General features: G+C 65.1%; 22 protein-coding genes. 13 read left to right on the plus strand and 9 right to left on the minus strand.

The genetic code is table 11. The features are described from left to right. Positions 1-321 precede the first annotated feature (321 nt). Entirely contained in the window at positions 322-5,004 is a 4,683-nt protein-coding gene (locus JQ617_RS12225) for a VCBS domain-containing protein (RefSeq protein WP_212026510.1), read from the plus strand. Between the two features lie 55 nt (positions 5,005-5,059). Here JQ617_RS12225 and JQ617_RS12230 read toward each other — a convergent pair whose 3' ends face one another. Both JQ617_RS12230 and JQ617_RS12235 read right to left on the minus strand, forming a co-directional pair. Continuing rightward, on the minus strand, positions 5,060-5,998 hold the full coding sequence (locus tag JQ617_RS12230; protein ID WP_212026511.1) for a LysM peptidoglycan-binding domain-containing protein: 939 nt from the start codon (positions 5,996-5,998) through the stop codon (positions 5,060-5,062). A gap of 128 nt (positions 5,999-6,126) precedes the next feature. Continuing rightward, positions 6,127-6,936 carry an outer membrane protein gene (locus tag JQ617_RS12235; protein WP_212026512.1) on the minus strand — a complete coding sequence of 270 codons (810 nt, stop codon included), beginning with the start codon at positions 6,934-6,936 and terminating at the stop codon, positions 6,127-6,129. Between the two features lie 377 nt (positions 6,937-7,313). On the opposite strand from JQ617_RS12235, the gene JQ617_RS12240 reads away from it, so the two are divergent. The 4 genes from JQ617_RS12240 (at position 7,314) to JQ617_RS12255 (ending at position 11,118) form a co-directional block, all read left to right on the plus strand. After that, positions 7,314-8,222 (plus strand): LysR family transcriptional regulator, encoded by a 909-nt coding sequence (locus JQ617_RS12240; protein WP_212026513.1) that lies wholly within the window; start codon positions 7,314-7,316, stop codon positions 8,220-8,222. Between the two features lie 138 nt (positions 8,223-8,360). After that, positions 8,361-9,080 (plus strand): hypothetical protein, encoded by a 720-nt coding sequence (locus JQ617_RS12245; protein ID WP_212026514.1) that lies wholly within the window; start codon positions 8,361-8,363, stop codon positions 9,078-9,080. 75 nt (positions 9,081-9,155) lie between these two features. Then, a complete protein-coding gene (locus JQ617_RS12250; RefSeq protein ID WP_502754880.1) occupies positions 9,156-9,917 on the plus strand; it encodes an alpha/beta fold hydrolase in 762 nt (253 codons plus the stop codon). Positions 9,918-10,011: 94 nt separating this feature from the next. Further along, positions 10,012-11,118, plus strand: coding sequence for an alkene reductase (locus JQ617_RS12255; RefSeq protein WP_212026516.1), 1,107 nt, complete (start codon positions 10,012-10,014; stop codon positions 11,116-11,118). Between the two features lie 58 nt (positions 11,119-11,176). Here JQ617_RS12255 and JQ617_RS12260 read toward each other — a convergent pair whose 3' ends face one another. Next, positions 11,177-11,797, minus strand: a complete 621-nt coding sequence (locus JQ617_RS12260) for a CGNR zinc finger domain-containing protein (protein ID WP_212026517.1) — start codon at positions 11,795-11,797, stop codon at positions 11,177-11,179. 127 nt (positions 11,798-11,924) lie between these two features. Here JQ617_RS12260 and JQ617_RS12265 point away from each other — a divergent pair, with 127 nt between their 5' ends. Continuing rightward, entirely contained in the window at positions 11,925-12,776 is an 852-nt protein-coding gene (locus JQ617_RS12265) for an alpha/beta fold hydrolase (RefSeq protein ID WP_212026518.1), read from the plus strand. Between the two features lie 54 nt (positions 12,777-12,830). Here JQ617_RS12265 and JQ617_RS12270 read toward each other — a convergent pair whose 3' ends face one another. Continuing rightward, positions 12,831-13,217, minus strand: coding sequence for a MarR family winged helix-turn-helix transcriptional regulator (locus tag JQ617_RS12270; RefSeq protein ID WP_249156965.1), 387 nt, complete (start codon positions 13,215-13,217; stop codon positions 12,831-12,833). Positions 13,218-13,418: 201 nt separating this feature from the next. On the opposite strand from JQ617_RS12270, the gene JQ617_RS12275 reads away from it, so the two are divergent. After that, positions 13,419-14,627: an ABC transporter substrate-binding protein gene (locus tag JQ617_RS12275; protein ID WP_212026520.1), complete on the plus strand. Its 1,209-nt coding sequence runs from the start codon at positions 13,419-13,421 to the stop codon at positions 14,625-14,627. Positions 14,628-14,641: 14 nt separating this feature from the next. Next, entirely contained in the window at positions 14,642-15,820 is a 1,179-nt protein-coding gene (locus JQ617_RS12280; protein WP_212026521.1) for a cytochrome P450, read from the plus strand. A gap of 124 nt (positions 15,821-15,944) precedes the next feature. On the opposite strand, the gene JQ617_RS12285 is transcribed toward JQ617_RS12280, so the two are convergent. Next, positions 15,945-16,664, minus strand: coding sequence for a hypothetical protein (locus JQ617_RS12285; protein WP_212026522.1), 720 nt, complete (start codon positions 16,662-16,664; stop codon positions 15,945-15,947). Positions 16,665-16,952: 288 nt separating this feature from the next. On the opposite strand from JQ617_RS12285, the gene JQ617_RS12290 reads away from it, so the two are divergent. Next, complete coding sequence (locus JQ617_RS12290) at positions 16,953-17,876, plus strand: ABC transporter ATP-binding protein (protein WP_063689257.1); 924 nt, start codon at positions 16,953-16,955, stop codon at positions 17,874-17,876. Continuing rightward, positions 17,873-18,634 (plus strand): ABC transporter permease, encoded by a 762-nt coding sequence (locus tag JQ617_RS12295; RefSeq protein ID WP_063689259.1) that lies wholly within the window; start codon positions 17,873-17,875, stop codon positions 18,632-18,634. Before JQ617_RS12290 ends, JQ617_RS12295 begins: the two co-directional genes overlap by 4 nt. Positions 18,635-18,733: 99 nt before the next feature. On the opposite strand, the gene JQ617_RS12300 is transcribed toward JQ617_RS12295, so the two are convergent. Beyond that, positions 18,734-19,099 (minus strand): hypothetical protein, encoded by a 366-nt coding sequence (locus tag JQ617_RS12300; RefSeq protein ID WP_212026523.1) that lies wholly within the window; start codon positions 19,097-19,099, stop codon positions 18,734-18,736. A 303-nt stretch (positions 19,100-19,402) separates the two neighbouring features. Between JQ617_RS12300 and JQ617_RS12305 the strand changes: the two genes are divergently transcribed. Next, entirely contained in the window at positions 19,403-20,188 is a 786-nt protein-coding gene (locus JQ617_RS12305; RefSeq protein ID WP_212026524.1) for a L,D-transpeptidase, read from the plus strand. Between the two features lie 37 nt (positions 20,189-20,225). Here the strand turns inward: JQ617_RS12305 and JQ617_RS12310 are convergent, their stop codons facing one another. Continuing rightward, positions 20,226-21,488 (minus strand): hypothetical protein, encoded by a 1,263-nt coding sequence (locus JQ617_RS12310; RefSeq protein WP_212026525.1) that lies wholly within the window; start codon positions 21,486-21,488, stop codon positions 20,226-20,228. A 231-nt stretch (positions 21,489-21,719) separates the two neighbouring features. Between JQ617_RS12310 and JQ617_RS12315 the strand changes: the two genes are divergently transcribed. Both JQ617_RS12315 and JQ617_RS12320 read left to right on the plus strand, forming a co-directional pair. Further along, a complete protein-coding gene (locus tag JQ617_RS12315) occupies positions 21,720-21,974 on the plus strand; it encodes an acyl carrier protein (protein WP_027560604.1) in 255 nt (84 codons plus the stop codon). A 25-nt stretch (positions 21,975-21,999) separates the two neighbouring features. Further along, the gene (locus JQ617_RS12320; protein ID WP_212026526.1) at positions 22,000-23,697 is read left to right on the plus strand and encodes a fatty acyl-AMP ligase; all 1,698 of its coding nucleotides are present in this window, start codon (positions 22,000-22,002) and stop codon (positions 23,695-23,697) included. Positions 23,698-23,703: 6 nt separating this feature from the next. Here the strand turns inward: JQ617_RS12320 and JQ617_RS12325 are convergent, their stop codons facing one another. Both JQ617_RS12325 and JQ617_RS12330 read right to left on the minus strand, forming a co-directional pair. Continuing rightward, positions 23,704-24,717: a hypothetical protein gene (locus JQ617_RS12325; protein WP_212026527.1), complete on the minus strand. Its 1,014-nt coding sequence runs from the start codon at positions 24,715-24,717 to the stop codon at positions 23,704-23,706. Continuing rightward, a complete protein-coding gene (locus JQ617_RS12330) occupies positions 24,692-26,074 on the minus strand; it encodes an MBOAT family O-acyltransferase (protein WP_212026528.1) in 1,383 nt (460 codons plus the stop codon). Before JQ617_RS12330 ends, JQ617_RS12325 begins: the two co-directional genes overlap by 26 nt. Positions 26,075-26,099 lie beyond the last annotated feature (25 nt).

Genomic DNA, 26,099 nt, shown 5'->3' on the forward strand with positions numbered 1-26,099 from the left:
TGCGGAGAGATATCTCCGCTGAACCGGCCATCGTCTTGGCCATACCAATAGAGCTCGATTTTTTACAGAAAGTCTTCGGCGTGCAGGCCTGGGGTTGCTAGCGCCAAAAATTGCATATTTCGCCAGTGGCGTAGCAAAACCGACAACAAGACGCGGCACGCGCCGAGCCCGAATTATTCGGTACGCGAGGCCGCAGTCATGTCAGTTGCTTTTGGCGTTGGACCCCAGAATTGGGGCTTTAGATCTTTCCCTTTCCAGATCATCGGCATCGTCCAAAGCACGTTGGGGTGCGTAACCCTCACGCGCGACGACGGCCCGGCCATGCAGGTCAGCATTGGCGACCTTGTCTGCCGCAGGGACGTCATCGAAACGGCTGCGGATGCGCAGGTCGGAATTCGCCTTCTCGACGACACCGTATTCAACATCGCCAGCGGGGCTCGGGTCGAGCTGCGCGAGTTCGCTTCCGATTCCGACGCCGCGTCGCGCTCGACCATCGTTGCGATCACCAGCGGAAGCTTTGCGTTCGCCGCCGGCCGGCGGGCGGACGGCGGCACTCTGACGATCGACACGCCTCTCGGCAGCGTTCGCAGCCGCTCCCAGGCGACCGGCTTCGGCATTCTGACGATGGCGGCGTTGACCTTCGCAATGGTGGACCAGGCGCGAGGTGCGGACCCTGACGGTTCGTCGCTGGACAACGACACCCTCACCTACAAGGACCTTCAGCACGGCGTGTTCGAGCTCATCACCAAGGAGCGCGTGCCGCGGCACATCATTGTCGATGATCCCGGCGAAACCGTTGTCCTGAACAGGGTCGGCTCCTCGATCAGCGTGAATCAGGTTGCCAACAGCGCCGCGCGCATGGATGAACTGCACGCCGCCCAACAGGACGTGCTTGCCAATCTCACGCGGGGCCCGACGGGCTCCAGCACGCCGCCTTTTGTCGAGACGCTGTCGCTGCAGCACATCAACTTCACGTCGGAAAATACGACTGCGGCACCCAACCTGCTCCCGACCGCGCCGCCGGTCGTGTTCCCCCCGATCGAGGTGCCGCTCCCCACGCTGAAGCTGCCGGCCGGCCCCGTCGAAATCGACACCTTCAGGTTCGACGACAAGTTCGCCACGACATCAGGCACCTTCACCGCCAGCAACCCGTTCAACAACACCCTCACCTACGGTCTCGCCGGCGGAGCGGCCGGCACCACGGTTCTGAACGGAGAGACCTACGACCTTTCGCAGAACAGTCCTTATGGCACGCTCTATCTCAACAGTGCATCCGGCGCCTACACTTTCGTTCCGAATGCGGATGCCATCAACGCCCTGTTGTCGCCGACGACCACGAGCTTCGTCATCACGGTCTCGGACGGCTTCGTCTCGACGAGCCAGAGCTTCGTCGTCACCATCAACGGCGTCAACGACACCGCCATCATCTCGGGCAACGCCGAAGGTACGGTGGTGGAGGCCGGCGGCGTCGCCAATGCGGTACCGGGAATACCGAGCGCAACCGGCCTGCTGACAGACACGGATGTCGACAATCCGCCCAACACGTTCACGACGGTGAGCTCCCCCGCCAGGAGCACGGGCGGTTACGGCACTTTTACGATGACGGCAGGTGGCGTGTGGACCTACACGCTCGACGATAGCAACACCGCAGTACAGTCCCTGAATGCCGGCGACACGCTGATCGACCGGTTCACCGTGACCAGCATCGACGGCACTCCCCAGGTCGTGACGATTGCGATCCAGGGCAGCAACGACGCCGCCATCGTCTCCGGGATCACGGCCGGTTCGGTCCTCGAGGCGGGCGTCACCTCGCCCGGCACACCCGTTGCGACGGGCACGCTCCTCGCCAGGGACGTGGACAACCCGGCCGACACTTTCGTGGAGATCAACGCACCGGCCGCAAGCGCGCAAGACTATGGCAGCTTCACCGTCACCGCGGCCGGCGTGTGGACCTACACGCTCGACAACACCAACGCTGCGGTGCAGGCGCTCAACAGCGGCGACACGCTGACGGACAGCTTCACGGTGACAACGATCGACGGCACGACGCAGATCGTGACGATCACGATCAATGGCAGCAACGATGGAGCGGTCGTCTCCGGAGCGAAGAACGGCGCGGTGACCGAGGCCGGAGGTGTGGCCAACGGGACGCCCGGCACGCCGACTGCGAACGGGACATTGACCGATATCGATCCCGACAACACGGCCAATACCTTTACGCCGGTCATCACGCCAAAGCCGAGCGCAGGCGGCTTCGGCACTTTCACGATCACCGCGCTCGGCACCTGGACCTACACGCTGGACGATGGCAACGCCACGGTGCAGGCGCTCAATGTCGGCGATACGCTGATCGACCAGTTCACTGTGACCACGGTCGACGGCACGACGCAGACGGTGACGATCACGATCCACGGCGCGAATGACGCGGCCATCATCTCCGGAACGGCAGCGGGCACGGTGCTCGAAGCCGGCGTCATCACATCCGGCACGCCGGTCGCGACCGGCACGCTCACCGATACCGACGTCGACAATCCGGCCGACACCTTCACGGCGGTGATCTCGCCCACGTCCAGCAACGGCGGCTACGGCACGTTCACGATGACCGCGTCCGGGCAGTGGACCTATACGCTCGACAACACCAACAACGCGGTCCAGGCGCTCAACAACGGGAGCACGCTGACGGACAGCTTCACGGTGACCGCGGCCGACGGCACGCCGCAGACGGTGACGATCACCATCAACGGCAGCAACGACAGCGCGGTCATCTCGGGAACGGCATCCGGCGCGGTGACCGAGGCCGGCGGGGTGGCCAATGCCACGCCCGGCACTCCGACGACGACCGGGACATTGACCGATACCGATCCCGACAACACGGCCAATACCTTCACGCCGGTCATCACGCCAAGGCCGAGCGCAGGCGGCTTCGGCACGTTCACGATGACCGCGCTGGGCACCTGGGCCTACACGCTCGACAATGGCAACGCCGCCGTGCAGGCCCTCAATGCCGGCGATACGCTGACCGACCAGTTCACCGTGACCACGGTCGACGGAACGGCGAAACTGGTGACGGTCACGATCAACGGCAGCAACGACGCCGCCATCATTTCGGGAACCACGACAGGCTCGGTGCTCGAAGCCGGCGGCATCGCCCCCGGCACGCCGGTCGCCACCGGCACGCTCACCGATACCGACGTCGACAACCTTGCCAACACCTTCACCGCGGTGACCTCGCCCACGGCAAGCGACGGCGGCTACGGCACCTTCACGATGACCGCGTCCGGGCTGTGGACCTATACGCTGGACAACAACAACAGCGTGGTGGACGCGCTCGGCCCCGGCGATACGCTCACCGACCATTTCACGGTGACGAGCATCGACGGCACCACGCAGGAGGTGGCGATCACCATCCATGGCGCCAGCGATGCGGACCCCAACGACTTCGACAATCTGGCGTTGGGATCGACCGTCGTGTCCGATCCCCCGTTCGTCTACGGCACGCCTGGCGGCGACAGCGTCGCCGGCGGCGGCAGCATTTCCCAGATCATCTACGGGGGCGCCGGCGACGACACCCTGAACGGGACCGGCGTGAACGACACCATCTATGGCGGATCCGGCGACGATACGATCAAGGGCAACAACGGCGACGACGTCATTTACGGCGGCTCCGGGCAGGACACGATCGACGGCAGCAACGGCAACGACACCATCATCGGCGGGTTCGGCGCGGACAAGCTCCAGGGCGGCAATGGCGCCGACGTCTTCACTTATCTATCTGTGCTGGACTCCAAAGCCGGCCGGTTCGATACGATCGAGGATTTCAGATCGGGCACCGACAAGATCGATTTGACCGCTCTCGGCGCGCTCGGCTTCGTGATCCTGGCATTGAGCTCGACAAGCTCGTCCGTGCCGCCCCACACCATCGCCTGGCTCTACGACAGCTCGGCCAACGAAACCATCGTGTATGTCAATCCGACCGATCAGACCCTCCAGATCGGCGATTCAGGCCTGCTGGAAGTTCATCTGCAGGGTGTCGCGACCATCGATTCCGCGGACTTCATCGTGGATCAGGCCGCAGCACCGGTCATGGCGGTGAGCGACACGCTCGATCCCGCCGCAGCCGTGCAAAGCGACGCGCTGGTCACGACGCTCAGCACCTCCGACGTCTCCACGGCGGCGACGAACAGCGACGGCGCCGTATCGCTGGACAGTGGTTGGACCGCAACCGATGCGAGCTTTCTGTTCGAGGCCGATCGGGATCACGGCACGCGGAGCCACGAAGTCACTTCTTCCGCCGCGGACGAGATCGCGACACCCTCGGTCACCCCGGAACCCGCCATCTATTCGCTCTCGATCGAGCACTTCAAATTCGTCTTCGAACCCTCCCAGACCGACGACGGCACCCATCTGAACGGAATCGGCGCCACCGGCATGCCGGAGCAAAATCACGCCGCCGCTTTCAGCGTGCCGGATGCGCTCGCTGCCATCGACCCGCATCCCGGCGACGGCAAGTCCGCAGAGGCTCATGACCGAGGCAACCCTACCGATACCGGCAGCGCGCTCGATGCGGCTCCCGAGAACGGCCATGTGAACGGCCATTTGAACGGCCAGGCGAACGATCACGCGAACGACCACGTGAAGGGCGGCAACGTTCATTCGAATTCGTCACAGGCAGATGAGCACGGCCATGCTTCGATGGAGGCGCCCGATGCGCCCAAGAACCAGGGGCATTCTGCGGCGGACGGGCCTCCGAGCCAGCACGGAAATTCGCAGGCCCATCCGCCGGGACGCGGGGATTCCTTCAACTTCGCGACTCCGGCGGTGGAGACGCCGGGCGTCGCCTTCATTGACGATCACCCGGCGCCGCACGATCCTCATGGAGCCGCGGCACATGGCAACGGACATGATGACGTCGCGCTAGCCGGCGACGCGGCGCACCCGGTTGACCACACTCACATCCCGGGCGGCATGGCCGCCTCTCATGTGCAGCACGATTTCCTGGTGTGACATCTGCCAGGCATGCGCATGTCGAGCTTGTATCGCGCGAGGCCGCCCTGCGAGTCTACTTCCGTCCCGGCGGCGGCGCGGCCATCGCGGCCGCAGGCTCCGGCGGCGTCAGATGGCGCGGGACGATGATGGTCTGGCCCGGCGTCAGCTGCGCGTTCTCCGCCAGCGAGTTGCTCTGTGCGAGCGTCCACAGCGGCACGCGGTTGGCTGCGGCAATGCTCTCCAGGGTGTCGCCGCGGCGTACCGGCACGCGCACGCCGCTATCCCATAATTCGACCAGCGTATCGCCGGGCACGAGATAGCGCAGCGGCACTGCGTCGGCCTGGGTCTGCGGCGGAATGCGCGGCAGCTGCGTCACCATCTCGACGATCTGGCGATGGATATCGTCGGACTTCTCGATGTTGATATGCGAGACGCGCGCGTTTTCCTTCAGGTCGTAGCTCGCGTAATGGCCACGAAAGCCGGGCACGGCCACCACGTCGCCGCCGCCGAGCACGCTGTCGGACAGGAAGATGTTGATGAAGCGCTCGACATTGAGCGGCACGTCGCCGGTCGCATGCGCGGGATCGATGGCGATGACGAGGCTGATCGGGACGTTCTCCTTGGCCGCCATCTCGGAGATGACGACGGAGCAAAGCCCGCCCATGGAATGGCCGATCAGCACGATCGGCGCCGGGCTGTCTTTGTAGCTGGCGATGGCGCGGTTGCCGATCAGCCGACAGATGGTGAATTCGTAGACATCCGCCGAGAAGCCGGCCTGCGTCAGCTTCTCGCTGAGCCGGTCCATGCCGGTCGAGAAGATCGGGCCCATGGCGCCGCGGAACAGGTAGATCTTTGGCGGCGGCAACGGCTCGAACGGCGGAGGCGGCGGCGCGGCAGGCACCGCCGCGGTGGCCTTGGCCTTGGACTTGGCCGGTGAGGCAACGGCCGGGCCGGTACCGAGGGCCAGCAGCGCAACCGCTGCCAGCACGACTAGCCGCCTCAAATCGATCATCAGTCCGGTAGTCCCACCACGAGAGGCAAAATGCCTCTCCCACGGGGGCTTAGTGACCACCGATTTGGCGGATTTTGGGGCACGGAGGGCCGTTCGGCCCCGCCCGGCGGCCCGGCTCTAACCGGACTCTAGTACTTTGCGACGACCGGCGTACCCCAGTCGAACTTGTAGTTGAGGCCGGCCTTCACGATGTTGCCGCGGGTCGAGAAATTGTAGGTCCCGAAATCGGCCCCGACGGGATTGGTCTGCGGGCCGGTGATCGTGCGGCTGCCGAGATCGTAATAGAGGTATTCGCCCTTGACGCTCCAGTTGCGGGCGAAAGCCCATTCCGCGCCGGCACCGACCGTCCATCCGAACCGCATGTCCGATGCGCTGGCGATAAACTGGCGTCCGAGCCCGGGCACCGCGAAGAATTCGTTGATGTTGGCAGTGTCCTTGACGTTGGCGTAGGCGAGACCGCCCGTCACGAACAGCAGCAGACGCTGCGACACGATTCCGCCGAGACGCCCGCGTACGGTCCCGAAGAAATCGATCTTCTCGCTCGCGCTGGTTCGGACGGCGGGACCGATTGCCGGCAGATCGACATTGCGGGAATCGTTGATGTCGGCGAAGTCGAAATCCGCCTCGATGCCGACCAGTCCGGCCCCGAACTGGTAATTCCAGCCGACCTGTCCGCCGACGAGATAGCCTTCCGGCCGCAAGCCGCCGACGGCGAAGGGAACGGCGCCCGGCTGCGAGACCGTGATCAAGGGACTGCCGGAAACGGCAACGTCGCTGGAGTTATTCCAGGCATAGCCGCCGTTCACGCCGATGTAGAAGCCGCTCCAATTGTAGCCGGGATCGACAGCCGCAGGACGCGCCTTGTAGGCGAGGTCGGCGGCGGACGCCGCCACGGGTCCGAGGGTGAGGAACAGGGCGGCCGCGACGAATTTCTTCATGTTCATTCCCAGTCCATCGCGCCCGACATGCAGGGACGCGAGATTCCAAATGTCTTCAAGACTGAGGAAATCCTAGGCGGTCTGGTCGCATTTGGCTGTCACCGCCAAGACACAACCTTGGCGGGTTGGCTTGGACAATTCCGACGATGTTAAGCGCGTCGCGACGCCGGGCTGCGCACTCCAGATCACGGAGGGCATTGCCGAATCTGGATAGCTTGCTGACACGGCAAATCGTCTTGAGTTGGGTCAGGAGAGATTTCGCCGGCACCAGGACTGGCCAGCAGCCGCCGTTTCCCGCTATGTCTATGCACGATCTACATCAATACGGGCAGCTGAGCGGTCAATTGCCCGCTTTCAGCATGAATGATCGGCCTGCCATGAAAGATATCTTCGCCCTGAAGCTCTATACGCGCGTCGCCCGCCTCGGCAGCTTTTCGGCCGCGGCGCGGGAGTGCAACCTCTCGCAGTCGCAGGCGTCCCGGATCGTCGCCGATCTCGAGGACTCCCTAGGCGCCCGCCTGCTCTCCCGGACCACGCGCGCGGTGGTGCCGACCGAAGCCGGCGCCGAATTCCTCGCCCGGATGGAGCCGATCCTCGATGCGCTGGACGAGGCCGAGCAGAGCGTCCGCGAGGGCGGCGAACTGCGCGGCAGCTTGCGGCTCGGCCTGCCCTCCAGCATGGCGATCCGCGAGGTCATCCCGCGCCTCACACCCTTCGCCGCGCGTTATCCCAAGCTCAACATCCAGATCCTGCTCGACGACAAGAAGCAGGATCTCGTGCGCGAGGCCGTGGATGTCGCGATCCGCATCGGCCGTCTCACCGATTCCAGCGCCACCGCAAGGCTGATCGCCAAGATCAACCGGGTGGTCGTCGCAGCGCCCTCTTATCTCACGGACGCGGGCACGCCCGCTTCGCCTGCCGACCTCGCGCAGCATCGCATCATCGGCGGTCCGGCGACGGCGGTGCCCAATGCCTGGGTGTTCGAGCGCGACGGCAAGACGGAAAGTCTCGAACTCGCGCCGCAGCTCTCGACCAACGACAATGAGGCGACCGTGGCGGCAGCCGCCGCAGGCATGGGCGTCACCTCGACCCAGCAATGGGCGTGCCGCCGCGAATTGCGCGACGGCTCCCTGGTCCGGCTGCTGCCGGAATGGAAGACACGCGACATTCCCGTGCATGCCTATTTCCCCGCCGGCCGCGCCACCCGCGCCGCCGCCCGCGCCTTGACCGATTTTCTCGCCGCCGAGTTTCGCAGCCAGGAAGAAGCCGACGCAAAAGCGGGCTGAGGCCCGCCCCGGCCGTCCGCTTATGCGGACCGTACATAAATCCTAGCGGAAACGGATGGCTACAGGCCGTCCCTGACGCCGGATACCCATTCTCCATCGACGACGGGCTTCGAACCGCCCCCGACAAGGAGAATGAGGATGAACGACCTTCTCGCCTTCGCCGTTGAAGCCCATGGCGGCCTCGCCCGCTGGAATGCATTTTCCAGGCTGCGCGCCGAGGTCTCGGTTGACGGGGCCATCTGGCACCTCAAGCAGCAGCCCGGCCTGCTCACCGACAAGATTTTCGAGATCGACACCCATGCCGAGCGGCTCTCGATCGCTCCGTTCGCAACGCCGCGGCATCGCAGCGTCTTCGTGGCGGACCGCCTGACGCTGGAAACGCTCGACGGCAACGTGTGCGAGATGCGGAGCGATCCCGATACGGCGTTCGAAGGACACGTCCGCGAGACGCCCTGGGACAAATTCCACGTCGCCTATTTCGCCAGCGAAGCGCTCTGGACCTATCTCACCTCGCCGTTCCTCTACACCTATCCCGGCTTTACCAGCGAAGAGATCGCGCCGTGGCAGGAGAACGGTGAGACCTGGCGCCGGCTCAAGGTGACCTTCCCCGACTACATCAAAAGCCACTCGCGCACGCAGGTCACGCATTTCGGCCCCGACGGCCTGATGCGCCGCCACGACTACACCGTCGACATTCTCGGCGGCGCGACCGGCGCCAACTACAGCAGCGACTACCGCAGCTTCCAGGGCATCAAGATGCCGACCAAGCGCCGCATCTACGCCTACGACGACGCCATGCGGAAGGTGCCCGATCCGCTGCTCGTCTCCCTCGACTTCGGCAAGCTCAGCTTCAGCTGAGCGCGCCTCTCTCGCCTCCACCCCCGATCTCAACCGAACGTCAAACCTGAAAGGACTCTTCCCATGTCTACGCTCATCAACAAGCTCTTCGCCGCCACCACCGCCCTGACCGCCGCCGTCGGTCTCACCTCAGCCCAGGCCGCTCCCGCCGGCGCCACGAAGAACATCGTGCTCGTGCACGGCGCCTTCGTCGACGGCAGCGGATGGAAGCCGGTCGCCGACATCCTGCGCAAGCGCGGCTACAACGTCGTTATCGCGCAGCCGCCGGAGACCTCGCTCGAAGACGACGTCGCGGCGACCAACCGCGTGCTCGACGCGCTCGACGGCCCTGCCGTGCTGGTCGGCCATAGCTATGGCGGCGTGATCATCACCGAAGCCGGCAACAATCCGCACGTGAAGAACCTCGTCTATGTCGCGGCGCTGCAGCCCGACGCCGGCGAAAGCGCGGGCCAATTGCTGGGCAGCAAGCCGGCAGCGACCAACTACATCGTGCCCTCCAAGGATGGCTTCCTGACCATCCAGCCCGAGCATTTCCGCGATGCCTTTGCGCTGGACCTGCCGGAAGCCGAAGTCGCCTTCATGGCCGCATCGCAGGTCGCAACCTCCGGCAAGGCGATCTCGACGCCGGTGACGACGCCGGCCTGGAAGACCAAGCCAAGCTACGCGATCGTCGCAACGCAGGACCGCGCCATCAACCCCGATCTCGAACGCCAGATGTATGCGCGCTCGAACGCCGTGACCAAGGAAATCGCCGCGAGCCATGCCGTCTACATCTCGCAGCCGCAGGCGGTCGCGAAGGTGATCGAGCAGGCCGCCGCCGCTTCCGCGAACCACTAACCACCCCTTCCGCAACACCCATTCCGCCCAAGCGGACCGGCCGGCGCCGGATGACGGCGCTCGCCTCCATCACAGCAACAAACAGGAGTCTTCCATGTCCAAGCTCTATCAACCCGTCCAGATCGGCGCCGTCCGCCTCGATCATCGCATCGTGCAGGCGCCGTTGACGCGTCTGCGCTCCGACCAGCCCGGCGACGTCCCGAGCGCCATGATGGTGAAGTATTATGCGCAGCGCGCCTCGAAGGGCGGCCTGCAAATCGCCGAGGCCACGCCGGTCTCCGTCCAGGGCCGCGGCTATCTCGGTGCGCCCGGCATCTACAATGACGCGCAGGTCGAAGGCTGGCGCAAGGTGGTCGATGCCGTGCATGCCAAGGGCGGCGTGATCTTCCTCCAGCTCTGGCATGTCGGCCGGCAGAGCCACGTCTCGCTGACCGGCGGCGACGCGCCGCTCGCGCCGTCAGCCGTTCAGGTCGATGATCTCGTCTATACCAAAGACGGCTGGATCAAGACGTCGCCGAACCGTGCGCTCGATATCGCCGAGATCAAGGAGATCGTCGAGCAATTCCGTGAAGGCGCGATCCGCGCCAAGGCGGCCGGCTTCGACGGCGTCGAGATTCACGGCGCCAACGGCTATTTGATCGACCAGTTCCTCCAGGACGGCTCGAACAAGCGCACCGACATCTATGGCGGCTCGATCGAGAACCGCGCGCGCTTCCTGCTGGAGGTGACGGAGGCCGTCACCGCGGTCTGGGGCGGCGATCGTGTCGGCGTCCGGCTGGGGCCGAGCGGCACGTTCGGCTCGATGTCCGACAGCAATCCGGATGCACTGTTCGGCTATGCCGCGCAGCAGCTCAACCGCTTTGGTCTCGCCTACCTGCACCTGATCGAACCCAGGATCGACGGCTCGAAGCTGCGCGCCGATGGCCTGCCACCGGTCGCGGCCCGTCAGCTGCGCCGGGTCTTCAACGGCCCGATCATCGCGGCGGGCGGCTTCGAGCGCGACAGCGCCGCAGCGATCGTGGAGAGCGGCGATGCCGACCTCGTCGCCTTCGGCCGGCACTTTGCCGCCAATCCGGATCTGGTCGAGCGCCTGCGCCGCGACCTGCCGCTCAGCCCGCACGATCGCGACACGTTCTACGGCGGCGACGAGCGGGGCTATGTCGACTATCCCCGCCACGACGAACCGGCTGATGTTGCCTAGTGACGTGGAGACCCGGGCTACGGCCCGGGTCTCGCCTGCGCCATCAAGGCTTCGCAAGTCATTGCCTGCTCTTGAGCCGGCTGCGATGCGCGGCCTGCTTGGCGCGATTGCCGCAGACCGCCATGATGCACCATCGCCGCGCGCGCCTGCGCGTGTGGTCGGCAAACAGCATCGTGCAGTGATGGCCCTCGCATGCCTTCACGTCGGAGAAGTCTTCCTCGCAGACGAATTTTGCCATGGCTTCGCCGATCGGCAGCAGCAGGGATCGGGATGATTGCCAGCGCCGCGTCTTCCGCAGCGCGAGGCCATGATGGCTATCGCCGGGCCGCGGCTCGATCCGGCTGAACATCTCGTCCTTCGCCAGTAGGCTGTTCAGTGGTCCGAGCTCCTGCAATGCGGCCGGACCAAGCGGCTGGCCCGCATGCTCGCGTACAAAGCCCCTGAACCATTCGCGCAACGCGCGCGCCTCGCCAGCGACCTCGTCGAGCTCGCCCGGCCGGGCGCGCGCCTTCAGCGCGTCCAGCTCCTCCACGGGCACGAGCCTGGCCTGCGCCAGCCAGTCGATCAGACCGTCGCCATCCCCCAGCCAATCCACGGGCGTATCGACCGGCGTCGCCACCGAGTTGAGAAAATCGAGGCCGAGCGAGTCGGCGATGAACATGGCGGGCGGTCTGTCCATGAGCGGTCCTTGGCCTGCGCAGAAGAGCCATCCCTGCGTAACCAGTAAAATAGCTATTGACAAGTTACTTATGTCGTACGTAACCTGATTATACTACAATAACAGGTTACACGCATTGGAGACGGTCATGTCCAGGACCACCTACCGCAGCGCCGACGTCGATGGCTTCAAGGTGTTCTATCGCGAGGCCGGGCCCAAGGGCGCGCCGAAGCTGCTGCTGCTGCACGGCTTCCCGAGCGCGGGTCACATGTTCCGCGACCTCATCCCGCTGCTTGCCGACAAGTTTCACATCGTCGCGCCCGACCTGCCGGGCTTCGGCCAGTCCGATATGCCCTCACGCGAAGACTTCATCTACAATTTCGAAAACATCGCGCATGTGATCGAGCGCTTCACCGAAGTGATCGGGTTCGACCGCTTCGCGATTTATGTGTTCGACTACGGCGCGCCGACGGGCTTTCGGCTAGCGCTCAGCCATCCCGAACGGATCACAGCCATCATCTCGCAGAACGGCAATGCCTATGAGGACGGCCTCAGCGATGGCTGGACCCCGATCAAGGCCTATTGGCAGGATCCTTCGCCGGCCAACCGCGAGGCGCTGCGTGCCTTCCTCACGCCGGACGCGACGCGCTGGCAATACACCCATGGCGTCCCCGATCCGACCATGGTGTCGCCCGACGGACAGAACCTCGACAATTTCTATCTCGCGCGCCCGGGCTCCGACGACATACAGCTCGACCTGTTCGGCGACTACAAGAGCAATGTCGCGCTCTATCCGTTATTCCAGAGCTACTTCCGCACGCGCAAGCCGCCGTTCCTGGCGGTCTGGGGCAAGAACGATCCGTTCTTCATTCCGCCGGGCGCCGAAGCATTCAAGCGCGACAATCCCAACGCGGTGGTGCAGTTCTTCGACACCGGCCATTTCGCGCTCGAGACGCATGCGGCCGAGATCGCGGACAGCATCCGCGCGTTCCTGAAGTGACCGGCTGCGGCGAGAGGCGCGGTCACACCGCAGCCTTGCCTAAGCAGCTTTGCTCTAAAACGGTAGCATCCGGTTCAAGAGATCGAGCAGCGTGCGCTGCTCGGCCTCGCTCAGCGGGGCCAGCATCTTCTGGTTATAGGGCTCTGTCAGCCGCGCTCCCTCGGCAATGACCTTTGCGCCCTTCGGAGTGAGCATGAGTTCGACCGCGCGGCGATCGGCCTTCGAACGGCTGCGCTTGATGAAGCCCGACGATTCGAGCTCGTTGAGGATCTTGATCAGGTTCGGCAGGCGCAGCCGTAGCAGGCTGGCGAGGCTGCTCGGCGGCACGCCGGGATTGTCGCGAATGACGACGAAGATCGCATAGGTCGCCGGGGTTAGCCCCAGGGCGGCGAACTCCTCGTAAAAGCCTTCGAAGAACTTGAGCTGCGCGAGGCGCAGCATGAAGCCGGGCGTGCGTTGCAGTGCGCGCAGGTCCAGCGAGCTTTCCGGCTGGGATGCGGACTTTGTTCCGGGACTTACTCGTCTTGGGCTCATCATCCTCATCCGCGCGCGGCCGAAATCGGCCGAATTGACACTCTCAAAAATAGCTATAAAATATAACTATTATTCAGCGGCACCAAGACCGCCCATGGGAGGGACACAATGAACAGCAAATTCCTGCATAAATTATGCATTCTGGCCGCGACGCTGGCCGCAGCGCCGGCATTCGCCCAGGACGTCGTGAAGATCGGCATCCTCAACGACCAGTCCGGCCCGTTCGCGAGCTATCAGGGCATCGGCTCGGTGGTCGCCGCCAAGATGGCGGTCGAGGATTACGGCGGGAAGGCCGCCGGCAAGCCGGTCGAGGTCGTCGCCGCAGACCACCAGAACAAGACCGACATCGGGATCGGCATCGCCCGGCGCTGGTACGAGAACGAGAACGTCGATGCGATCTTCGACATTCCGAACTCGTCGATCGCGCTCGCGGTGGCCGGCATGAGCGCCGAGAAGAACAAGGTCTTCGTCGGATCGGGCGCCGGCACGGTGCTGCTGACCGGCGAGAAGTGCACGCCGAACACGGTGCACTGGACCTACGACACCTATGCCTACGGTCGCGGTCTCGGCAAGGCGATCGTGCAGCAGGGCGGCAAGAAGTGGTTCTTCATCACCGCCGACTACGCCTTCGGTCATGACCTGGAGAAGCAGGCCGCGGAGGCCGTGAAAGCCTCGGGCGGCGAGGTGCTCGGCAGTGTGCGGCATCCGCTGGGAACGGCCGACTACGCCTCGTTCCTGCTCCAGGCCCAGGCGTCCGGCGCGAACGTCGTGGGCTTTGCCAACGCCGGCGACGACACCATCACGTCGATGAAGCAGGCCGCCGAGTTCGGGCTGACCAAAGATCACAAGCTGGTCGGATTGATCCTCGGCATGAACGGCCTGCCTGCGCTCGGCTTGAAGTTTGCGCAAGGCGCGCAAATCATGAACCCGTTCTATTGGGATCTGAACGACGGCACGCGCGCGTTCGCGAAGCGCTTCGCGGAGCGCATTCCGTCAAAAGCCTATCCGAACGACATGCAGGCCGGCGTCTATGCCTCGGTCATTCACTACCTCAAGGCGGTCGACAAGGCCGGCGGCGCCAAGGACGGCAAGGCCGTCGTCGGCGCGATGAAGGAGATTCCGACCGATGATGTGCTGTTCGGCAAGGGCTATATCCGCAAGGACGGACGCAAGATCCACCCGTTGTATCTGTTGCAGGTCAAGGCGCCCGAGGAATCGACATCGGCCTGGGATCTCCTGAAGGTCGTCGCCACGATCAAGGGCGAGGACGCTTTCCGCGCCGAGAGCGAAGGCCAGTGCCCGCTGACCAGGCAATAGCGGCGGAGCTGACCATGAGCGGCATTGCTTCCAGTCCGGCCGATCCGTTTGCGCCCGACTTCCTGATCGACCCCTATCCTGCCTATGCCGCACTGCGTGCGCTCGGGCCGGTCTTCGAGATCGAGCGTTACGGCGTGTGGGCCATGGCAGGCTATGCCGAGGTCGAGCCCGCCTTGAAGGACTGGAAGACGTTCATCAGCGGCGAAGGCGTCGGGCTGCACGGCATGAACCCGGCGCTGCCGAAGCCGCTGACGCTGCAGATCGATCCGCCCGACCACGACAAGGGCCGCCGTGTGCTCGGCCGCACGCTGTCGCCGGGCGTCGCAAGGAAGCTGCGCGAGACGTTCCAGAAGGAAGCGGAGAAGAAGGTTGCGGAGCTGATCGACAAGGGCACGTTCGATGCCGTGACTGACCTTGCGGAAGCCTTTCCGATGAAGGTGTTTCCGGACGCGATCGGCATCCGGCCGGACGGCCGCGAGAAGCTCCTGGCCTGGAGCACCTTCGTGTTCAACAGCTTCGGGCCGGAGAACGAGATACTCGCGGCGTCACGGAAGGAAGGCCTTGCCGCGCAGAGCTGGATCATGGAATGTTGCGCGCGCGATGCGCTGCAGCCCGACAGCCTCGGCATGATGATCTACCAGGCGGCCGACGACGGCGAGATCACCGAGCACGAGGCAACGCATCTGGTGCGGCCGTTCCTCACCGCCGGGGTCGACACCACCGTCAACGGCATCGGCAACACCCTGCTCGCGCTCGCCACGCATCCGGACGAATACCGCAAGCTGCACCACAGGCCGGAGCTGGCGCGGAACGCTTTCGAGGAAGGCCTGCGCTACGATTCGCCGGTGCAGACGTTCTTTCGCACCACCTCGCGCGACGTCGAGATCGGCGGCGGCGTGATCCCCGCCCACCGCAAGGTGCTGCTGTTCATGGCCTCGGCCAATCGCGATCCCGTGCGATGGGACGCGCCCGACCGCTTCGACATCGAGCGGACCGCGACCGGGCATGTCGGCTTCGGCGCCGGCATCCACGCCTGCGTCGGTCAGATGATCGCGCGCCTGGAGGGAGAATTGATCTTCAGCGAGCTCGCAAGGCGCGTGAAGACCATCGAGCTGACGGCGGAGCCGAAGCGCCGGCTCAACAATTCGCTGCGCGGGCTGGAGAGCATGCCGGTGCGTGTGACGGCGGCTTAAAGCATGATCCGGAAAAGTGCGAAGCGGTTTTCCGGAAAGATCATGCGTGAACAACGGCCTAAAGCGCGATGACCATTCATCGCGCTTTAGGCCGCGTCACACGATCCTGACATCAGCGATGCGCTCAGTTCCTTGCCGGAGCCGTTGCCGCCGCGGCGCGCGCGGGACGCGGCGCCCTGGGTTCGGCGACGGGAGCCGCCGGAGCGCGCGAGCGCATGATCGCGGCGTCGATCTCTGCGATGACGCGGCGCTGGATAGCCTCGTTCTTGTCGATCGAGATGTGGCCGACACCGGTGCCGCGCACGTCGACATTGTCGAGCTTGCCGCGCAGGCCCTGTGCGGCCCGCACCGGCTCGCCGGGACCGTCGCCGATATAGATGTTGATGTAGCGCTCGGCGCCGGTCGAGAGCTTGGTCTTGAACACGGAGTCGAGGCCGATCGCGAGCTTCACGGGCACGCCGAGCTGGTTGAGCTTGGCGATCATGTCCGGCAGCGCGGTCGCGCCGGAGGAATGGCCGACCAGGATGATGGTCTTGATGCGGCCGGCCCTGTAGGCGGTCGCGGCCTCATCGGCGAGCGAGGACCAGGACACGAAGTTGGCGACGGTCACCGGGACGCCCTGCGCCTGGAGCCGGGCACCGATGGTGTCGAGCCCGAGCGAGAAGATGTTGAGCACGCCACGGAGCAGGTAAACATGCGTGGTCGCAGCCGCGGCCTGGCTCGGCGCGGCCTGAGCCGTGGACGGGCTGATGGCAACAGCTGACAGCAGAAGCAGGCCCAACGCCCATACGCGGAGGGCGGACAATTGGCTGGCGCCGGCGGTGTGACGGCCGTTCGGTCTCATCGATCTTTTCCCTGGGGACAATACGCTTTGCGATTGGCCGGAATCGTAGCCATGGCCTGCTCGCAGACGCAACAAAGAGCCGCGTGAGCGACAATCTTAGCAGCAGTCCGTGGCGATTGCGCAACACTTGCCCGGAACCTGCCACGGAAGGGCCTGTTTTGAGGCCATTTTTCTCCGGCCGATTGCGACCGGGCAAGGGCATTCCTATCTCAGTGCTCCGCTGGCCGCCCTTCCCGGCAGCTCCAGCCTCCCTCCCCAGCCCTTTTGCCCCCAAGCCTTGCGGCCATCATGTCCTCCATCATTTCCGTCGCCAATCTGTCGAAGACCTATGGGTCCGGCTTCAAGGCGCTCAAGAACGTCAATCTCGACATCAAGCGCGGCGAGATCTTCGCGCTGCTCGGCCCCAACGGCGCCGGCAAGACCACGCTGATCTCGATCATCTGCGGCATCGCCAATCCCAGCGAGGGCCGCGTCCTCGTCGGCGGCGAGAACATCCAGACCTCCTATCGCAAGGCGCGCTCGCTGATCGGCCTCGTGCCGCAGGAATTGCACACCGACGCCTTCGAGAGCGTGTGGGCGACGGTGAGCTTCTCCCGCGGCCTGTTCGGCAAGCCGAAGAATCCTGCGCATATCGAGAAGGTGCTGAAGGACCTCTCGCTCTGGGACAAGAAGGACAACAAGATCATCACGCTCTCCGGCGGCATGAAGCGCCGCGTGATGATCGCGAAAGCGCTGTCGCACGAGCCGCAGATCCTGTTCCTGGACGAGCCCACCGCCGGCGTCGACGTCGAGCTGCGCAAGGGCATGTGGGAAGTGGTGCGCGGCCTGCAGCAGTCCGGCGTCACCATCATCCTCACCACCCACTACATCGAGGAAGCCGAGGAGATGGCCGACCGCATCGGCGTCATCAACAAGGGCGAGATCGTGCTGGTCGAGGACAAGGCGACCTTGATGCAGAAGCTCGGCAAGAAGCGGCTGACGCTGCACCTGCAGGGCAAGGTGACCTCGCTGCCCGAGAGCCTCGCCCATTACGAGCTCGACCTCTGCGACGGCGGCGCGACGCTGGTCTACGACTACGACACCAAGGGCGAGCGCACCGGCATCACCAGCCTGCTCGGCGATCTGCGCGCCGCCGGCATCCGCTTCAACGATCTCGACACGACGCAATCGTCGCTCGAGGACATCTTCGTCGACCTCGTGAGGACGTCATGAACCATCGCGCCATCCGCGCCATCTATCTGTTCGAAATGGCGCGCACCTGGCGCACGCTGCTGCAAAGCATCGTCTCGCCGGTGGTCTCCACCTCGCTCTATTTCGTGGTGTTCGGCGCCGCGATCGGCTCGCGCATCAGCCAGGTCGAGGGCGTCAGCTACGGCACCTTCATCGTGCCGGGCCTGATCATGCTCTCGGTGCTGACCCAGAGCATCGCCAACGCCTCGTTCGGCATCTACTTTCCGAAATTCACCGGCACGATCTACGAGATCCTGTCGGCGCCGATCTCCTATTTCGAGATCGTGCTCGGCTATGTCGGCGCCGCCGCGACCAAGTCGATCATCCTGGGCCTGATCATCCTGGCGACGGCCGGGCTGTTCGTGCCGCTGCACATCCACCATCCGGTCTGGATGCTGACCTTCCTGGTGCTGACCGCGGTGACGTTCAGCCTGTTCGGCTTCATCATCGGCATCTGGGCCGACGGCTTCGAGAAGCTGCAGATGATTCCGATGCTGGTGGTGACGCCGCTGACCTTCCTCGGCGGCAGCTTCTATTCCATCGACATGCTGCCGGCGGGCTGGCGCTCGGTCGCGCTGCTCAATCCGGTGGTCTATCTGATCTCCGGCTTCCGCTGGAGCTTTTACGAGATCGCCGACGTCAGCGTATCCGTCAGCATCGGCATGACGCTGGCGTTCCTGGTGATCTGCCTCGGAATCATCTGGTGGATCTTCCGCACCGGTTACCGGCTGAAGAATTGAGACGCGTAGCCCGGATGCAGCGCAGCGAAATCCGGGACAGTCTTTCGGCAGGGTGAAAGGCCCCGGATTTCGCTGCGCTCCATCCGGGCTACGAGGCCGTCACCTGTAGCAATGAAAGCGGTGGTAGCCGTCGTAGTATCCGCGGCAATGGCGATAGTGGCGGTGGGGAATGCCGAACACGCCCTCGACCGCACCGACGGCTCCTCCGACGCCGGCGCCGACCGCGCCACCCACCACGCCGCCCACGGGACCGGCGATCCTGTTACCTTCATAGGAGCCTTCCTGCGCGCCGCGCACGATGCCCTGGGCATGACCGGCTCCAGGCAACGCCAGCAGTGCAAGGAGAATGGCGGCGGCTGCGAACAGCAGGCGGACAGGCAAGCCGGCCGGCAGGGTGGCGGCGCCGACCGGTAGTGCGGCGGCGCCGACCGGTAGTGCGGCGGCGGTAACACGGGCTTTGTTCATCTTCAGTCCCAAGGGGTAAAACGGCGGCGAACGCCGCCAATCGGCAGGTCATGATCAACGCACCGAGCGGCCAAATGGTTGCGCCTTTGTGACGAATTGTCGGCGTTGTGAACGCATGTCCGCTCGCGAAAATGTCAGCATCGCCGCCGCCTGCGCGGCACAAAGCGGCCTTGCTTACAACGGACATCACGTTAACGATGGGCGGGCAGGCCGCTGGAACGAAAGCCGGATTGCAGGCATATTGCACGCCGGGGGACGGAGAGCCGCGGCGCCAGCGTGAACAGGCCGGAGGCCAGAAGTCAAATGCGTTCGTTTTTTATTGCTTTCACCTCCCTGATGCTTTTGAGCGCGGGCACCGCGCAGGCCAAGGTCGAGATCACCGTCGACAAGGACAATCAGCAGATGACCGTCGCGGTGGACGGCGTCGCGCGCTACCACTGGCCGGTGTCGACCGGCATCCCCTCGCGCGAGACCCCGAACGGCGGCTTCCGCGCCTTCCGCATGGAAGAGGATCACTACTCCAAGGAATTCGACGACGCGCCGATGCCGCACGCGATCTTCTTCACGAAAGTCGGTCACGCCATCCACGGCACGGACTCGGTCGGCCGGCTCGGCTCGCCCGCCTCGCATGGCTGCGTGCGCCTGTCGCGGCAGAACGCATCGACACTCTATGCGCTGGTGCAGCAGCAGGGCGTGCTCAACACCACGGTGACGCTGACCGGCTCGGCGCAGGTGGCACTGGCGCGCAATCCGCGCGGCCGCGCCAACAGTGCCGTCGCCCGCGCTCCGCAGCAGCCTGCTGAAGAGCAGTATGCGACCACGGGCGATCCCGTGAACCTGGCGCCGCCGCAGCAACCTGCCCGCCGCTACATGCCGCAGGATGACAATTACATCTATCCGGCCGACGGCAGCGACACCGGCGCGCGCTATCCGGCGCCGCGCCCGATCACGCGCCCCTATGGCACGCAGGCCAATCAGCAACTGCCTCAGCCGAATTACGACCAGGGCTATGGCCAGCAGGGCTACTATTACCAGCAGCAGCAGCCGCGCCAGTATTATCAGCCGCGCAACTATTATTACCAGAACTGACGTTCGGAAAACCGCACCACGGTTTTCTGAACCTGCTCTATCGGAACGCGGCATCGCCGCGTTCGACGATCTTCCGTGCAGCATCGACGAAGGCACGGGCGACCGGCTCGAGGATTTCGGGCCCGGTCGCGCCGAGATCATCCGACGGCGTGTGGAAGGTGCGATGGCGGCCGGCCATGCCGAGGAAATTGGCGTAGCCCGCCGCGTGCACGTCGCGCAGCTCGCCGACCGCCTGCTTCTCCGTCACCAGACGTTTGGCCGCGACGTTTGCGAAAGCCTCGTCGGTCAGGGCGACCGCGGATTTGCTGAGCACGAGATAGCGTTCTTCCTCGGGCCGATCGGTGCGGGCGCCCTCCGCAAAGCCATAGCAGGCGTTTGACGAGCCGAAGTGAATCCACGCCAGCGTCTCTTTCGGCGCGGGCGCGCCGTGCTTCAGGAACAGCTCCATGCCGCCATGGCCGATCTCGTGGCCGGCAGTGGCGATGAAGACGACATGCGCCGGCCATGTCTCGGCGGCGACAGTGCGCGCCAGCGCAAGGAAATTCGCGATGCCGGGGCCGCGCTCGCAGACGCAGGAGTACCAGCCGGTCATCGGCGTGGAGACGACGATGGTCGGGCCGCGGCCGGTACCGATCTCGGCAATCACGTTGCGGCCGGCGACATCGCGCTCGTAATGGCCCTTGACGTCCAGGGTGACAGGCGCGCCCGCGGCGAGGGCGCGCTCGAACGCCGCGCGCGACTTCGCGCCGACCACGATCACCGGCACCGGCCAGGGCGCATCCTCCTGCGTGACGTTGTAGGCGAAGCGGTCGTCGGCCGGATTGCCGATCGTCAGCAGGATCGCCGCCGGTTTCTTCGCTGCCGCTTCACTGATGGCGGCACGATGGCCCGGCCCGAGATAGGCGCCGCGATCGAACGGCAGATCGAGCAACAGGATCTTGCCGGCGGCATCGCCATCGCGTGCGAGCGGTGCGGACAGGCGGAAGCTCGCCCGGTCCTCCGGCGGCCACCAGAACGGCGTCGCCTCGACAGTGGTGCCGGCGGCCTCGGCGCTGGCCTGCTCGACCACATATTGCCGGCCGAGCACGACAGGTTGAAAGCTGACGTCGAAACCCGCCTGCTTCATCTCGCCGGCGATCCAGTCGGCGGTCGCGCGGTCGCCGGCCGAGCCGAAGCGGTGCAGGCCGAAGGAGGCATAGCGCGCCACGTCCTGATAGAGGCTCGCGCCTGAAAGCACATCCCTGGCTGCCGCTTGTCCAACCATGAGAATCACGAACGCCGCGATGAGGATTGGCCGCATGTGAGCCCCCTGTTTTTGGCCGCCAGTTTCCGCCTTCCGCGATGGCCGTCAACCGCCCTCGGCGGATGGCATGCCGCCGCCGACCGGAAAATAGGCCCAGTGGGCGTCGATTGAGCAGCCGGGCGACGCAGGAAGGCAACAGTCCCCAACCTTCAACGCCGCGGCGTCGCGGCCAAATTGACAACCTTGGGGTCACCCGTATTGTCTTTGCCATTATTTCTGGGAAATGACATGACACGCGAGCAGATTTCGGATTTCTGCGTTACCGCTCTGGCCAATATCCTGCGTATCTCCAAGGATCGGGTCGACACCGGCACAAAGTTCAACCGCCTCGGTCTCGATTCGGCGATGCTGGTCTATCTGATGATGGAACTCGAGGAGAAGCTGGATCTCGAACTCTCGACGGACGACTTTTACGACCATCCGACCGTCGAGGCCTTGTCCCGATTTCTCGCCGACAAGCGCGCGATCCGCACCGCCGCCTGAGAGCGGCTAGACCCGGCGCACTCCGATGGACAATTTCCGCTCGCTCGTGGCTGTGCTGGCCCGGCGCGCGGCGGAGCAGGCCGACGACCGCGCCTATGTCTTCGTCTCCGATCGCGGGACGGAGGAAGCAGCCCTCACCTTTCGCCAACTGCACGACGCCGCAAGCGCTCTCGCCACGCGCCTGAGTGCGGCCGCACGCCCCGGCGATCGCGCCATCCTGGTGTTTCCGCCCGGCCTCGAATTCCTGGTGGCATTCTTCGGCTGCCTGATGGCCGGCATCATCGCGGTGCCGATGATGATGCCGCGGCGGAACAGCGCGCGCGATGCCAGCGCCGCGATCCTTGCCAATTGCACGCCGGCGCTGGCGCTGACCACGTCTGCGTTCGCGCTCCGCGGCGATCTGCAGGCGCGCTTTGCGCTCGCGAACATCCGCTGGATCGAGGTCGATCTCGGCCATGACGGCGCGGCGGCCGATCTGCCAGCGCCGGCGCCGGATGACATTGCCTTCCTGCAATACACGTCGGGCTCAACGTCCGAGCCCAAGGGCGTGATGGTGAGCCATGCCAACCTGCTCGCCAATCTCGAGATGATCCTGCTCGCGCTCGGCAACACCAGGCAATCGACCTACGTCAACTGGGTGCCGCTCTATCACGACATGGGTCTGATCCTGAACGCGCTGCAGACGCTCTATGTCGGGGCTGCCTGCGTGCTGATGGCGCCGAACGCGTTCATGCAGCGGCCGCTCGGCTGGCTGCGCGCGATCTCGCAATATCGCGCGGAGGTGGCGTGCGGCCCGAATTTCGGCTTCGACCTCTGCGTCAGCCGCTATCGCGCCGACCAGATGAGCGGCATCGACCTGTCCTCGCTCCGGATCGCGCTCAACGGCGCCGAGCCGGTGCACGCGGAAACCATCGACCGGTTCATCGCGACATTCGCGCCGCATGGCTTCGATCCGCGCGCGATGTATCCGGCGTACGGCATGGCGGAGGCGACGCTGCTGATCTCCGGCGCCCGCCGCGGCGATGGTCACGCCACGCGCACCGTCAGCCGCGCCGCGCTTCAGGCGCATGCGGCGGAAACGCCTTCCGGCGACGACGACGCGCAGATCGTGGTCGGTTGCGGACGCGCGCTCGAGGGCGAGCGGATCGCCATCGTGGATCCGGAGAAGCGTACACGGCTACCGGCCGACCATGTCGGCGAGATCTGGGTCAGCGGCGCCAACGTCGCACGTGCCTATTGGCGCAGCGAAGAGGCGAGCCGCGACGGGCTCAACGCGGAGATCAGCGGCGAGGACGGCCCCTGGCTCCGCACCGGCGATCTCGGCTTCCTCGACGAGAGCGGCGAACTGTTCGTCACCGGACGGATCAAGGATCTCATCATCATCCGCGGCATCAACCATTATCCGCAGGACATCGAGCGCACGGTGCAATCGCTCGACGCGGCTTTGCGCGAAAACTGCGGCGCGGCGTTCTCGGTGCCGGACGAGACCGGCGAGGAGACGCTGGTGATCGTGCAGGAGGTCGAGCGCACCGCGCGCCATGCCATCGACGCCGAGGAGACGAAGGGCCGGATCCGCGAGGCCGTCGCCGACAACCACGAGCTCTCCGCGCGCCACGTCGCGCTGATCCGTCCCGGCACACTGCCGAAGACCACCAGCGGCAAGATCCAGCGCAAGCTGGCGCGCCGGCTCTGGCTTGAGGGCGGTTTCGAGGAGATCGGCTGAGCCGGCTCAGAAATCGATCTTCGCGCTCTCTCCGTCGCGCAGGCTCGCGGCAATGCCCTGCTCGATCTTGCGCGCAAGAGGTCGACGGTAGTGGATGTAGTCCGCGAAATTGGCGCGGTCGCGGGTGAGTTCGTTGTCGACGCGATAGCTGATGAAGTTGCTGCGCGGGCGGCCGGCCACGACCTTCTTCAGCGCGGCATCGCAGGCACTTCGCTCCGCGGCGGTTTCCGTGCCGGGTTTCGGCACGGTGGCCGCGAAGGTCGGGGGCACGATGATGACGACGGGCACATCCGCCTTCAGCTTTTCGACGAGGCTCGTCAGCGCCGCAATCTCGGGAAATGTCGCCCGCATCTCGGCCGACGCGACCGGCACCGGATCGGTGGGCCAGCCGACCTCCCTGAACTGGCCAGGCGGCCAGATATCCTCATAGCTGACGAAACCGTCCGGATTCATCCGCGGCCGCCGGCCGAGTCCAATGCTGATGCGCTGAAAGGCGTGCTCGATCGCCTGCCAGGAGATCAGCCGCACCGCATAGGTGACGACGCTTCTGTCGTAGAGCCAGTCAGGGAACGGGACGCCGCCCTCTTTCTTCTCCCGTGCGTGCGCGCACCAGCTCGGATCGGCTGCGACGACGAGCGCGCCCACCTCCTTGTGATTGCGCAAGTAAAAATCGAGCACCGCGAGCTGTTGGCGGGGAAGGCCGCCGGTCATGTAGAGCTGCACGAAGCGCAAACCCGTCGCACGCGACAATTCCGCCGGCTCGATCATCTGCGCCGTCGAATTGCCGAGGATGGCGGCATTGAAGTCCGGATTCCGTGCGCGGCTCGCCGCCGTGATCTGCGTCAGGCGATTGTCGACGCCGTTTATCCCGAGCAGGCCAAGCTTGCCGCTGTCATAGGGATCGACCAGCACCATCAATCCGAGCACCAGCAGCGCAGCGCCGATCAGCGTGCCCAGGCATGCGAGCAGGCCCCGTCCCCAGCCGGGGTCAGCGTCAGAACTTGAAGTAGACGAACTCATGAAGATCCCGACCACCCATGTGAAGCAGCAGTGCGAACAACACAAGACCGAGCAGAGCCGCGAGCCACGGATTGGGGCGGCGGGTCAGCGCCGCGACGATGTCCTGGCTCGCCGGCAGCAGAAAGGCGAACAACGGCGCGACGATCAGCGGCCACAAATGTTTGCCGCGGTCGAGCGGCCATGGCTGGGCAAGCCCGGCAAACACATGCCACGCCGCCTCCACCGATCCCGCGCGAAACACCACGCCGGTGGCGAGCACGAACAGCACGGTGAGCGCCCAGCCGAGCCATGATGGAAAATCCGGCCCGTAGCGGCGCCAGAGCGAACAGACCACCTGCGCAAGGCCGTGCAGCACGCCCCAGAGAACAAAGGTCCAGCTCGCGCCGTGCCAGAGGCCGCACAGCGCCATGGTGATCATCATCGCCCCGAAGAACTGCACCGGCAGAAGGCGACGCGGCAAGAGGCGCGTGTTGACCAGCGGGTAGAACACATAGTCGCGCAGGAACAACATCAGGGTGATGTGCCAGCGCTGCCAGAAATCCTGGATATTGGTCGAGCGCAGCGGCGCATTGAAATTGTACGGCAGCCGCACACCGAACAGCAGGCCGAGGCCGATCGCGATGTCGGAATAACCGGAGAAGTCGAACAGGATCTGGAACGAGAAGCAGAAGGCGAGCCAGGCATCGCCGCTCGCAAGCGGCCCGCCTGCTGCCTCCTCGTAGATGGGATCGAGCAGATGCGCCAGACTGTCGGCGATCACGACCTTCTCGAACAGGCCGAGCGCGATGAAACAGGCCGCGATGCAGAACTGGCGCTGCCAGCCCGGTGCGTACACCTGCCGGCCGAGCTGGTGCATCACCTCCGACCACCGCGCCAGCGGTCCCGCGATCGCCTGCGGGAAGAAGGCGATGTAGAGCGCATAGCGGTCGAGCGCGTAGAGCGGCGCCTTGCCGCGCTTAAGATCGACCAGGTACATGATGTGATGGAAGGTGAAGAAGGAGATGCCGAGCGGCAGCCCGATCTCGAGCGACGGCAGCTTCGCGCCCAGCAAGAGGCCGAGATTGGCGAGCAGGAAGTTGGCGTATTTGAACAGCCCGAGCGCCGCGAGATCGAGCACGATCACCAGCGTCAGCACCGCCTTCCACTTCACCCGCCCATAGGCAACCGAGGCGGCCCAGTTGATCGCGATCGAGGCGATCAGGAGCACGATGAAGGACGGACTGCCCCAGGCATAGAAGGCGAGCGACAGCGCCACCAGCACGCCGATCCGGAGTTGCGGATAGGGATCGGCCAGGCGGTAGATCAGCAGCGCCGCCGGCAGGAAGACCAGGAGAAAGGGATAGTCGTTGAAGAGCATCGGATCAAAGCCGCGCCATCACCGG

Source organism: Bradyrhizobium sp. KB893862 SZCCT0404, from assembly GCF_018130885.1.
GTDB classification, from domain to species: Bacteria; Pseudomonadota; Alphaproteobacteria; order Rhizobiales; family Xanthobacteraceae; genus Bradyrhizobium; species Bradyrhizobium stylosanthis.